Origin of the sequence: Acuticoccus yangtzensis (assembly GCF_001927245.1) — a bacterium.
In the GTDB taxonomy this organism is placed as follows: Bacteria; Pseudomonadota; Alphaproteobacteria; order Rhizobiales; family Amorphaceae; genus Acuticoccus; species Acuticoccus yangtzensis.
This window is the reverse complement of the sequence record NZ_MJUX01000002.1, coordinates 59022-71010: the sequence shown is the minus strand read 5'-3', so window position 1 is coordinate 71010 and position 11989 is coordinate 59022. Positions and strand designations below refer to the sequence as shown.

Sequence of the window (11989 nt, the reverse complement as noted above, 5' to 3'; positions counted from 1 at the left end):
ATCAGGCCGCGCCGCACCGTGGCCCGTCCTCTCTGCCGACCGGCCGCACCGCGCGGCCGTCCCCACCGTGCCGCCCGGCCCGTCCGGCGCGGCCGCACACCCCCGCGAAGGAGCTTCCATGTCGATCGGTCTGGATCTGACCCAATTCATCAACCTCGCCATCGACCCGCAGGACAATGGCGTGTGGGTCGTGATGCTGAGCCGCCCGCACAAGCGCAATGCGCTCGACATTGCCACCATCGAGGAGCTGATCACGCTCTTCTCCGCAGCGCCCCGCACCGGCTGTAAGGCCGTCGTCCTGGCGGGCGAGGGGCAGCACTTCTGCGCCGGCCTCGACCTCATCGAGCATCACCAGGCCGACCGCAGCCCGGCTGAGTTCATGCACGTGTGCCTGCGCTGGCACGAGGCGTTCAACAAGATGGAATATGGCGGCGTTCCGGTGATCGCCGCGCTGAAGGGCGCGGTCGTCGGCGGCGGGCTGGAGCTCGCCAGCTCCGCCCACATCCGCGTCGCCGACGAGACCACCTATTTCGCCCTCCCCGAAGGACAGCGCGGGCTCTTCACCGGCGGCGGCGCGACGATCCGCGTGGCCGACCTCGTCGGTAAGGCGCGCATGATCGACATGATGCTGACCGGCCGCGTCTACCAGGGCCGGGAGGCGGTCGACGTCGGGCTGTGCCAGTATCTCGTCGAGGGGTCGAGCTTCGATAAGGCGATGGAGCTGGCCGGGCGCGCCGCGGCCAACCTGCCGCTCACCAACTTCGCCATCTGCTCGGCCATCAGTCACATGCAGAACATGTCCGGCATGGACGCCGCCTATGCCGAGGCCGTCGTCGCCGGCATCGTCAACACGCAGCCCGATGCGCGCGCCCGCCTCGCCGCCTTCGCCGACAAGACCGCCGCGCGCGTGCGCCCCAACGCCGCCTGACGCCCCGCCACACCAGGCCGGCCGAACGGCGGGCCCGGTGCGGCAATTTTCCTTTCCGCTCTGCGTCGATGAAGCATAGGCTCTCAATTGAACGAGAGCTTATGGGAGGCGCGGCATGGATGGGACGAGACGCAGCATTGGGACGGCCGCACGATGACGGCCGCCGACATCGTTCAGATCGGCTCGGCCGGCGCGCACGCCGACGAGGAATTGGCCCGCCGCTACGCCGTCGCCTCCGTGTTGGAGGGCCCGATCCCGTCCGACCTCGGCGCACTCGCGCCGGAGGCCACGGTGGTGGTCACCTCCGCGCTCCGCGGCATCACCCGCGGGATGATCGACTCGCTGCCGAAGCTGCGCGCCATCTGTAGCTGGGGCGTCGGTTACGACACGCTGGACGTCGCCGCCGCGCGCGAGAAGGGCATCGCCGTCAGCTACACCCCCGACATTCTGGACGACTGCGTGGCCGACCTCGCCTGGGCGCTGATGCTGGCGGTCGGGCGGCGCATCGCCGAGGCGGACCGCTACGTGAAGGCCGGCGCCTGGCAGGACGTGCGCGGCTTCCCCGAGGCGATGAGGATCAGCGGCAAGCGCCTCGGCATCCTGGGCATGGGCCGCATCGGCGAGGCGATCGCCCGCCGCGGGGCCGGGTTCGACATGCAGATCGGCTACCACAACCGCCGCGCCAAGGACGGCGCGCCCGGCCAGTTCTTCGACACCCTGGAGGGCCTCGCCGCCTGGGCCGACGTGCTGGTGGTCGCCTGTCCCGGCGGCGCCGCGACCTATCACCTCGTGAACGCACCCGTCCTGGACGCGTTGGGGCCGAAGGGGATCCTCATCAACATCGCCCGCGGCTCGGTCGTCGACGAGACCGCCCTCGCGCCCGCACTTCAAGAAGGCCGACTCGGCGGCGCCGGGCTCGACGTGTTCGAGGACGAGCCCAACGTTCCGGCCGCGCTCATGGGCTTCGACCGCGTGGTGCTGACGCCGCACATCGGGAGCTGCACCGTGGATACGCGCCGCGCGATGGGGGACCTCGTGGTGGCCAATGTCGAGAAGGCGCTGGCCGGTGAGCCTCTGGTGACGCCTATCCCCTGAGGGCGCAAGGCCGCGGGCGGACGAGGCGCCGCGGCCTCCGGCGGGCTCGGACTCACCAATGATCAGGGACCGCCTGATCACCGGAACCGCCATCACCCCTGCACCGCATGGCAGAGAAGGCGGCACACCCGCAAGGGCAAGCGGCTAAAGCCGGCCTGCGGCCCCTTGCAGGCGTCCCACCTTCTCCGCCAAGGGTTTGGGGCGACGGCGGCTCCGATGATCAGGCAAACGGACCCGCGCCATGTGAGCGCCTCGCGGTGGGCGGGCGCGGTGGTCCCAAGGGGGTGTGTCCCGCGCGGTGGGGTGCCATGGCACCGGCAGCGATCCAGTCCGCCGGCATCGTTCCCTTCTGCCGGCCGCGATATAGCCCGCCGGCATGTCCCATGGTGCCGGTAGCGTTCCCTTGCTCCGGCAGTTTGGTTGGCGAGGGCGGCGAGCGGCCGCGTTCAGGGCGAGCGGCGCGTGTTGCGCCGGCCGCCTTCGTGGTGTCAGACCGCGCGAAGTCGGCGGGACATGAAGGCCTGGTGCGCCGCCGTGGCGTCCGCATAAGCCTCCTGGTCGTCCACGCTCCAATAGCGCAGCTCCGCCAAAGGGATCGGCTTGCCGGTCACGGCGCATCGCACGAAGGTGCCCGGAGAGAGAACCTGAAAGTCCCCGTCGAGATACCTCAGCTTCGCCTCGGCGCCCGGACGCCCTGCCATCATCTCATGCCTGTTCATTGCCCTACGCTCATGCCGCAGCCTTGGCCGGATAAAGACGCTTCAACACCGTGAAGTGCTCCTCGGCCTGCACCTTCATCACCTGCCGCATCTGCCGCGCGGTGTGGTTCACCTGCTCGGCATTCATCAGCTTCAACGGCAGCCCGGTCGACATCGCCAGAACCTGCTGACGCGCCGCCCGCTCCAGATAGTACAGGTCATCGAACGCTTCCGCCACGGAGGCGCCGCACACCGTCACGCCATGGTGCGCGAGGAAGAAGATGTCCGCGGCACTATCATGTTTGGCTGAGGTGGCGATGGCCTCGCCCTCGTCCTCGTCCAGCGCCAGACCGCCGAACTCGCGCACATAGACCGTACGGTCGTGAAAGCGGCACGCGGTCTGATGCGCCATTTCCAGCGAGCCGTTCTCAACCATCGTCAGCGCGGTGCAGAAGGGCATGTGCGTGTGCAGCACCGCCGCGTGACGCGGATTGGCGCGGTGAGCGGCGACGTGGATGTAGCGCGCCGTCGCCTCGACCTCGCCCTCTCCCTCGACCACCTGGCCCTCACCGTCGATCAGCAACAGGTCGCCCGGCCGCATCTCCGACCAGTGGATGCCGTAGGGGTTGATGAGATAACGCTCCTCAGCCCCCGGCACCTGCACCGAGAAGTGGTTGCAGATACCCTCGTTGAGGTCCATGGCGGCGGCCACGCGGAAAGCAGTGGCGAGATCCTCGCGCAGGTCGTCGATCATGGTCGTCATCATCCTTTTGTTCTTGCGCCCGCGGCGTGCGGGCGAGCCGTCAGGCCAAGGCGGGTTAAGGCCGCCTTGCAGGCATTCCATCGCCCACCGTCTTCATCCCACGGGGAGCGCGCTCGGCGCAATGGGGCCGTTTCACGCGCCGGGTCGGCGGCAAAGGACGCGGCGCGGTGTGAGGATGCGGCCGGGCCGGCGCTGAACCCGCCCGGCCGGCAGCTTCAGCGAGCCGTCGGACTCGCCTGGGCGATCAATTCGGCTTCGGCGGAAAGCGCGTTCTTCAGGCCGCGGCCGCACAGCCAGGCGAGCGAGGGAAGGATGGTGACCGCCGCGATCGCCCAGCCGACGAGGGGCGAATGGGTGAAGGCGCCGCCGAGCCACGCGGTGGCCGCCTCGGCGGGCAGCACCATCACGCCGACGAAGAGCATGCTGACCGAGGCGTTGAGCCACATGGTGAAGGTGGGGCGAACAGGCGCGGCCGGAGCCGCCGCAGACGATGACGTCTTGTCCATAAGGGCGCTGGATGTGCATGACGCGCGGGCCGGCCGTGGCACACGACGCGCGCCGGCGCACCATAGATCAGGGGTTCGAGGTCGCTGCGCAAGCCCGGTGGGAGAGGCAGCGCGCGCCCCTCACGCGCCCGTTCAGCGCCCTAGCCTCGTCCTGCGGCTCTCCGCCGCGGGCGGATCAGGCCTCGGTGCCGCCGACCGTCATCTGGTTGATGCGGATCGACGGTTGGCCCACGCCCACCGGAACCCACTGGCCGGACTTGCCGCAGGTGCCTATCCCGTCGTCGAGCGCCATGTCGTTGCCGACGGCGGCGATGCGGGTCAAAGCGTCCGGCCCGTTGCCGATCAGCATCGCTCCCTTCACCGGCTCGGCGATCTTGCCGTCCCTGAGGCGGTAACCCTCGGTGCACTGGAACACGAACTTGCCGGAGGTGATGTCCACCTGCCCGCCGCCGAAGGAGACCATGTAGAGCCCGTCCTTCACCCCGGCGCGGATCTCCTCGGGGTCGGTGTCGCCGCCTTTCATGATCGTGTTCGTCATCCGCGGCATGACGGTGTGGGCGTAGGACTGGCGGCGCCCGTTGCCTGTCGGCACCATGCCCATCAGCCGCGCATTCTGCCGGTCCTGCATGTAACCCACCAGGCGCCCGTCCTCGATCAGCACGGTCTCGTTGGTGGGCGTCCCCTCGTCGTCGATGCTGAGAGAGCCGCGGCGCGCGTCGCGCGTGCCGTCGTCCACCACCGTCACGCCGGGGGAGGCGACCATCTCGCCCATCAGCCCGGCGAAGGCGGACGTCTTGCGGCGGTTGAAGTCGCCTTCCAGCCCGTGCCCCACCGCCTCGTGCAAGAGGATGCCGGGCCAGCCGGAGCCGAGGACCACGTCGAACGTTCCGGCCGGAGCGGGCACGGCCTCGAGGTTCACGAGGGCGCGGCGTAGCGCCTCGTCCACCGCGCCGTGCCACGAGGCCTCGGTGATGAAGCGGTCATAGAGCTCGCGCCCGCCGCAGCCATAATTGCCCGATTCCATGCGGGTGCCGTCGGCGACCATCACCGAGACGGAGAAGCGCACCAGCGGGCGGTGGTCGGCGAGGAAGAGCCCATCCGGCCGCAGGATGTTGACCACCTGACGTTCCGCCGCCAGCGACACCGACACCTGTCGTACGCGCGGGTCGCGGGCGCGGGCATAGGCGTCGATTTCGGCCAGCAGCGCCGTCTTGGCGCCGAAGTCCGGCGCGGCGGTGGGATCGAGGTCGTCATAAAGGCGCCGGTTGGTGCCTGCGGGGGCGACGTCCAGCGTACCTTGATGGCCGCGCGCGGCGACGGACACGGTGTCCGCCGCCCGCTTCAGCGCCCCCAACGACACGTCCGACGCATGGGCGACGGCGACACGGTCGCCCGCCACGGCGCGCAGGCCGAACCCGTCCGAAATGTCGAAGGCGGCGGACTTCAGGCGGCCGTCGTCGAACACCAGGCTTTCGGAAATCCGGTGCTCCAGGAAGAGGTCGCCATCGTCCGCTCCGTTCAGCGCGTCCGCCACGATCCGTTCCGCCTCGCCCTGGGCAAGGCCATGGCGGTCGAACAGATTGTCGGTCATCGGGTTCCTCCTCGGCGTCATCAAAGGAAAAGTGGCGGCGGGGAAGCGATTGGGCAAGGCGTAGCAGTCCGGCCGGGCCGCGCAGCAGCGCGAGACCGGAGCGCGGCGGCCGAGAGGGGCCCGGCCGCCGGTGCCGCCGGATGGGTCAGCCGAAGATGCGGGCGAAAAAGCCCTTCTTCTCGGCGGCAGGCTGGGCGGCGGCCTCCGCCACGGCCTTGTGGGCGGCGTCTTTCATGATGCCGGAGACGGCGACATAGGTTTCCGTCCACGCATCCTTCAGCTCCGGCGTCCAATCGTCGCCGAGGCCTTTCTCCAGCGTGTAGAGGAGCGCTGCGCCGACGGCGTCATAATGCGCGTCCTTCACGCCATAGGCGACGTGTTTGGCGCCGAGCTGCTGCACCACGGGCAGCACCGTCTCGACCTGGTGCAGGTTGGCGACGGCGACGCCCAAGGTCTTCATCAGCTTGGACTTCTGGTCGGACATGTCCTCGGGGAACATCGGCCGGACGTCGGGATTCTGCTCGAACAGGCGGGTATAGAAAATGTCCGCCGCCGCATCGGAAATCGGCGCGACCTTCTTGAAGCTCGCCTGCACGAGCGCGACTTTTTCGGGAGTCATGGGGCAATCATCCATCAGGGTTGCGGGAGGGGTGCGGCGGCGCGGAGGCCGCTCCGCCGCCGGGCGCGCCCAGGCTCAGCCGTCGATCGGAATGCGGATGACGACGCCGCCCATGGTGTCGTCCAGCTCGAAATCGTCGCGCGGGGTGTCCTTGTGGGCGTTGTGGCAGGACACGCACGCCCCGGCGACGGCGACGTCGGCATAGACCGCGGTGAGGTACTTCTGTCCGCCGAGCTCCTCCTCGGCGTAGAAGGGCTCGTCCGGATCGTCGGCGACGGCCTCCAGGCCCTCCTTCTCGACGTCCGTGGTCGGCGCGTTCTGCTTGTTGATCGGCCACAGCGACAGGAGCGAATAGAAGAACTTGTCCGTCTTGTCGGCGACCATCTCGGAGCCGAAGCGGAACATCTGTGCCGGAAGTGGCAACGCCTTGTCGTCGTGGAAGAACTCCGACGCCTTGATCACCTGCTCTTCATTCTGCAGGCGGTTCACGACGAGGCGGGTATAGACGGTGCGGTCCGATTCCATCACGGCGTGCAGCATGTCCGCGACGTCTTTCGCGGGAATGGTGGCATCGTCGAGGGAATCGGCGGACAGGCTGCCGGGTGCCGCGGCAACGGCCACGGCAAGGCCCGCGGCGGCCGCCGTGATCTTGATCCGGGAGAAGCGCATACTAGGTCCTTCTTGCGTTGCGGGGTGACTTGCAATGGCGGCACGCAGAGGCGCGGTAAGGCCAAATCACTGTCGCCTCTGCGTGCGACTGACCGCCCAGTCGATGCTCGGCACATGGGCCGAGGGGCGCCCGTTGAAATTGTTTTCAACGAGTTCGGGGTCTGCCAGGGCGTCGATGGCGAAGCCGAGGCCGTGGCAGGACAGGCAAACCGGCCGGATCATCTTTTCATTCGGCCGCAGATAAGCGTTCTGGTTGTGGGTGACGAAGAAGTTGCCGCGCTGCAGCTCCACCTTCGGCATGTGGCAATCGCCGCACGACACGCCGGTTCCGGGCGCGCCCGTCCCCGCCATCTCCGCCTCCCACAGCCTGAAATGGGGCGACGTGAAATAGGCCCGCGTGTGGTCGTCGTCGTGGCAGGAGGCGCAGGCCTCAACCGCGGCAAAGGCGAGGTTGGACTCGTGCGGCGCGTGGCAGGCGGTGCACGTGCCCGCCGCGCGGCCCATGGCGTCCGGCTTCATCGGGAGGCGCGCCTCGGCCACCGGCATCGGCCCCAACGGCGCGTCACGGAACATCGCGGTCAACGCGGCGAGGAGGGTGTTCTCCGGCGCCTCGCGCGGGTCCGGCAATTCGGGGTGGAAGCGCATGCCGTGCTTGCCCTCGCGGAACGAGCCGACCTCGCGTTTGTGGCACGACACGCAGGTGTCCATGCCGGGCTCTGCGATCCACTCGGCCTCGATGGCGGCAAAGTCGTCCGCGGCGGCCTCCGGCGCGTGGCACCCGGCGCAGTTCACCCCGCCGAGCGCGTGTTTCGACCCGGCCCATTCGGCGACGGCGCCGGCCGTGAGGTACGGCGCCGGGGCGAGCGCGTCGTCCGCCGTCAGCACGGCGGCTAGCCGCTCGTCGGCCTCTTCGGCGGCGTCGTCGTCGTCCTCGCCCAGCGTCTTCAGGTAGGCGATCATCTGGGCGCGCGCGTCGTCAGAGGCGAGCGCATCGGCGACCGGGGTGGCGCGGCTGCGGGCCGAAAAGCCGATCACAGGGTGAGCCGCGAAGTCCGGCATGTCGGCGTGCTTGACGAGGAAGTCCTCGTAGAGCGCCACGTTGTCGTGAAAGTTGTGGCAGCCGGCGCTGGCGCAGGTGGTGAAGTCGCTGCCCTGGTGGCTCGGGCGGTTCTCGAACACGTCCTGGTGGCAGGCCATGCAGTAGTCCATCGGCAGCGTCACCGCGCCGACGCGCGTCTCCTCGGGCACATGCTCGGCGTGGCAGGTGGTGCAATAGAGCGCGTCCAGCGCCTCGCGCCGGCGGAAGTTGCGCGGATCACGGAACTTCTTCACCGGGTGGCTGTCGTTGGCGACGTCCAGCTCGTCGGCGTGGCAGGAGAGGCACGCCTTGTTCATGTCCTTCTGGATCGTCTCGGCGTCGGCGAAGGTCTCGGAGGTGTGGCAGGCGTCGCACGCCACCTCGATCTGATGATGCGCGCCTGTGGTGTCCCCGATGAGGAAAAGGTCCCTGTCACCGCCGACATAGACGATCGCGGCCAGCGCGCCGCCGCCGGCGAGGGTGAGGCCCAGCCACAGGATCCAGAGAGCCGCATTCCGTTTCAGCGACATCGGCCCCTACCAGGAATAGACGCTGAGGATGTGGAAGGCGAGGAGCAGAGGCAGCGGCCACAGCGCCAGGATGTGCACCCACAGCGGCAGCGCGCGGGGCTTGTCCGCGGCCCCGACGATGTCGGCCTCGCGCAGCTTGTGTTCGCCGCCGGTGATGAGGCCCGAGACGGCGCCGAAGGCGAGCATGAGGGTGAAACACGCCATCAGCGCCAGATTGAGGTTGCTGCCGAGCCGGAAGCCGGTGTGGACCACCAGCGCGCCTGCCGCCAGAACGCCGAGCGCCAGGTGGACGAGCCGCCACGCCTGATAGCCGCCGAGCCGCTTGAAGAGGCCGATCCTCTTGCGCAGGCCGATGAGCGCCGCCGCGGCGGTGATGCCGAGGAGCGCGTAGCCGGTCCACTGCTTGGTGATGGAATTGAACCAGAGGTCGCGGAGCTGTTTGCCGGTCTCGAAGCTGTCCGGCACCGGCACGCGCGGAAAGAGGAGCGTGGCGAGGGCGGCCAGCACCGCGACCGCCGAGAAGGCGGAGACCCAGCGCCACCACTTCACCGGCTCGGCCTTCGCCGGTGCGCCTCCCGCGCCCAGAAGCTCCATGACGAGAGGCTGGCAGGTGCCGCATACGGTGTTGGCGCTGGTGGCCCCGCGCACCTCGTCGATGGTGGTGGCGCCCAGGGTGATGGCGTTGTCGATCGTGCCCTTGGTGACGCCGGTGCAGTTGCACACGATGGCGCCCGCGGGCATGGCGGTGGCGCCTTCCTCGCGCTCGCGCCACAGGCGGCCGGTGCGGCGGAAGGACCAGAAGGCCCAGAAGGGAAGCCGCGCACGGTCCGCCACCGCCTGTTGCAGGCGGCTTGATTCCGGCCAAGGGCCGACGCCGAGCGCCGCGACCAGCCGGCCATTTTCAAGGAAAAGGCGCCGGTAGACGCCGGCTTCGGCGCTCTCGTAGGTGATCGTCTTCACGCCGGGGATTTGCGCGGCGGACTCGAAGTCGCCCATCGAGAAGACGTCCGCGCCGAGCACCTTGAGCTTCGTCGCGGGAACCGAGCCGCCATAGGCGACAGGCGTTCCGGTGATGCTGGCGACGGCGGCGGCGGCCTGCTCGAACCCGGGGCCGACGAGGCCGTAGACGGTGCCGTTGTGCTCGGCGCATTCGCCGACGGCGTAGATGTCCGGGTCGGAGGTGCGCAGCTCGTCGTCGACCACCACGCCGCGGTGGAAGGCGAGACCCACGCCCTTCGGAAGCTGGATGTTGGCCCGCACCCCGGTGCACACCACCACCGTGTCGGCCGGCACCTTGATGCCGCCCGCGAGGGTGATGCCGGAAACGCGCCACGTCCCGTCGATGGAGGCGACGCGCACGCCGGTCAGCACCTCGACACCCATGACGGCGATGCGCCGTTTCAGCGCCGCGCCGGCCGCCTCGTCGAGCTGGCGGGGCATCAGGCGGCTTTCGTGCTCCACCACGGTGACGTGGGCCCCGCGCCGGGCCATGCCCCGCGCGGCTTCGAGACCGAGGAGGCCGCCGCCGATCACCACCACTTCGCGCGCGGCCATAGACCGGGCGACGAGCTTCTCCGCATCGTCGAAATTGCGGAAGGCGTAGACCCCGGCGAGGTCGGCGCCCGCAATGGGGGGGATGAAGGCGTGGCTCCCCAGCGCCAGCACCAGCTTGTCGTAGGCGAAGACCTGGCCGCGGCCCGTCGTCACCGTGTGGGCCGCGCGGTCGATGTCGACGATGGTGGTCTGGTCGTGCCGCTCCACGCTGCCGGGGCCGGGGAAGCGCTCGCTGAAATAGACGGCGCCGATCTCCGCCTCACCGGCGATCAGCGGTGTGAGCTTGACGCGGTTATAAGGGCGCCACCGCTCGGCATTGAAGAGGATCACCCGGCGACCGCGGCGGGACAATTCCTGCGCCGCACGCACGCCGACCGGCCCGCCGCCGACGACGATCACCGGCTTGGCGCCGGCGTCGGTCAGGATCGGTTCGCAAAGGTGTGGCAGCGCAATGTTCATGGATGACCCGGCGCACGATGGAAACACGAGAGGGGTCCGAGGCCCGCAAAAGCAGGAGCTTCGGTCAGTCCGTCGTCGATCGGCACCGTTGCCGGGGAAACATCCGCCGTTGGATGTCAGTGCGTTTAATGCAAACGCTGTGCCAGATTAGACTCAAATCAGTTCTGGAGTCACCCCCGATTTGGAGCTGATCGGATGAAGAACGCGAGACTTTGTCCGGCGCTTGTCCCTGCACCCCGCGGGGGCCGGGCCTTTGCCGCGATGACCCGGCGGCGATGGATCCTTACCATCGAGTACCGCGTGGGCGCTGCTGGCGCCGGCGATCCGGCCCGGGCGGCCGCCCCGCGCGGCGACCCGGCGTCCGCGCAGAGGGGGAGCCGCCGTCCGCGCATGGGCGACGCGCTGAAATAGGCGATGTGCCGAGGGTGCGCGGGGCAACGCTTGCGTCTATATGCCCAGGAGGCGGCAGCGCGATGCCTGCGCCGGCGACCACCTGGACCGCGAGGTGCCGGGCCGGGCGCGGCCGGGCGGGGGCTGCTGCCGTTCGTCGGCATGCGAAGGCCCCCGGCCACGCGCGCCCCACCCATCGACGAGGCCGCGACCGGACCGCCCACATCAGGCGCCGGGGCCTCGATGCCCGAAGGACCCCGGAGCGGGCGCCTCAGAAGGAAGCACCATGACGTTCGACCGTTCGCCGAAGATCGCCCCGTCGATCCTGTCTGCGGATTTCGCCAACTTCGGCAAGGAGATCGAGGCCATCGAAGCCGAGGGCGCGGACTGGGTCCATGTCGACGTGATGGACGGCCACTTCGTCCCCAACATCACCTTCGGCCCGCAGACGGTGAAGGCCATCCGCCCGCACGTGAAGACGGTGATGGACGTCCACCTGATGATCGCGCCGGTGGACCCCTACATCGCCGCCTTCGCCGAGGCGGGGGCCGACGTCATCACCGCCCACGTTGAGGCTGGGCCGCATCTGGACCGCACGCTTCAGGCGATCCGCGCGGCCGGCTGCAAGGCGGGCGTGGCGCTGAACCCCGCGACCCCGCCGGAAGCGATCGCCTACGTGATGGACCGCATCGACCTCGTGTGCGTGATGACGGTGAACCCCGGCTTCGGAGGCCAGTCCTTCATCGAGGCGATGGTGCCGAAGGTGCGGGCCTTGCGCGCGATGATCGGCGACCGGCCGATCCATATCGAGATCGACGGCGGCGTGACGCCTCAGACCGCGCCTCTGGTCGTGGCGGCGGGGGCGGACGTTCTCGTCGCCGGCTCGGCGGTGTTCAAGGGCGGATCGGTCGCCGACCCGGCGCCCTACGGGGCCAACATCCGCGCCATCCGCTCCGCGGCCTCCCTGCGCTCCGATGCGGCCTGAGGCGCACCCGCCCGCGCCGCGCCCCGTGCACGCGCCGCGTTCGGTGAATACCCCGCGTTCCGCGCAGGCGCCGCGTCCCGTGAATGCGCGGCGTTCCGCGCGCGCGCCGCGTCCCGTGAATGCG

General features: G+C 69.5%; 11 protein-coding genes. 3 read left to right on the top strand and 8 right to left on the bottom strand.

Annotated elements, in window-relative coordinates:
- Positions 1-118 precede the first annotated feature (118 nt).
- Both BIX52_RS06560 and BIX52_RS06555 read left to right on the top strand, forming a co-directional pair.
- Positions 119-928, top strand: a complete 810-nt coding sequence (locus BIX52_RS06560) for a crotonase/enoyl-CoA hydratase family protein (protein ID WP_075220266.1) — start codon at positions 119-121, stop codon at positions 926-928.
- An 87-nt stretch (positions 929-1015) separates the two neighbouring features.
- Positions 1016-2023, top strand: a complete 1008-nt coding sequence (locus BIX52_RS06555; RefSeq protein WP_205647727.1) for a 2-hydroxyacid dehydrogenase — start codon at positions 1016-1018, stop codon at positions 2021-2023.
- Positions 2024-2511: 488 nt separating this feature from the next.
- Here the strand turns inward: BIX52_RS06555 and BIX52_RS06550 are convergent, their stop codons facing one another.
- From BIX52_RS06550 to BIX52_RS06515, 8 genes are all read right to left on the bottom strand, one after another.
- Positions 2512-2742, bottom strand: a complete 231-nt coding sequence (locus BIX52_RS06550) for a DUF2093 domain-containing protein (RefSeq protein WP_075220265.1) — start codon at positions 2740-2742, stop codon at positions 2512-2514.
- A gap of 10 nt (positions 2743-2752) precedes the next feature.
- Positions 2753-3487: an aldolase gene (locus tag BIX52_RS06545; protein ID WP_075220729.1), complete on the bottom strand. Its 735-nt coding sequence runs from the start codon at positions 3485-3487 to the stop codon at positions 2753-2755.
- Positions 3488-3699: 212 nt separating this feature from the next.
- Positions 3700-3990: a hypothetical protein gene (locus tag BIX52_RS06540; protein ID WP_075220264.1), complete on the bottom strand. Its 291-nt coding sequence runs from the start codon at positions 3988-3990 to the stop codon at positions 3700-3702.
- Between the two features lie 175 nt (positions 3991-4165).
- On the bottom strand, positions 4166-5581 hold the full coding sequence (locus BIX52_RS06535; RefSeq protein ID WP_075220263.1) for a TldD/PmbA family protein: 1416 nt from the start codon (positions 5579-5581) through the stop codon (positions 4166-4168).
- Positions 5582-5726: 145 nt separating this feature from the next.
- Entirely contained in the window at positions 5727-6200 is a 474-nt protein-coding gene (locus tag BIX52_RS06530; RefSeq protein ID WP_075220262.1) for a globin family protein, read from the bottom strand.
- A 75-nt stretch (positions 6201-6275) separates the two neighbouring features.
- The gene (locus tag BIX52_RS06525) at positions 6276-6869 is read right to left on the bottom strand and encodes a Tll0287-like domain-containing protein (protein ID WP_075220261.1); all 594 of its coding nucleotides are present in this window, start codon (positions 6867-6869) and stop codon (positions 6276-6278) included.
- Positions 6870-6935: 66 nt separating this feature from the next.
- Entirely contained in the window at positions 6936-8477 is a 1542-nt protein-coding gene (locus BIX52_RS06520) for a cytochrome c3 family protein (RefSeq protein WP_075220260.1), read from the bottom strand.
- A 6-nt stretch (positions 8478-8483) separates the two neighbouring features.
- Positions 8484-10490: an FAD-dependent oxidoreductase gene (locus BIX52_RS06515; protein WP_075220259.1), complete on the bottom strand. Its 2007-nt coding sequence runs from the start codon at positions 10488-10490 to the stop codon at positions 8484-8486.
- Positions 10491-11166: 676 nt separating this feature from the next.
- On the opposite strand from BIX52_RS06515, the gene rpe reads away from it, so the two are divergent.
- The gene (gene rpe / locus BIX52_RS06510) at positions 11167-11865 is read left to right on the top strand and encodes a ribulose-phosphate 3-epimerase (RefSeq protein WP_075220258.1); all 699 of its coding nucleotides are present in this window, start codon (positions 11167-11169) and stop codon (positions 11863-11865) included.
- Positions 11866-11989: the final 124 nt, after the last annotated feature.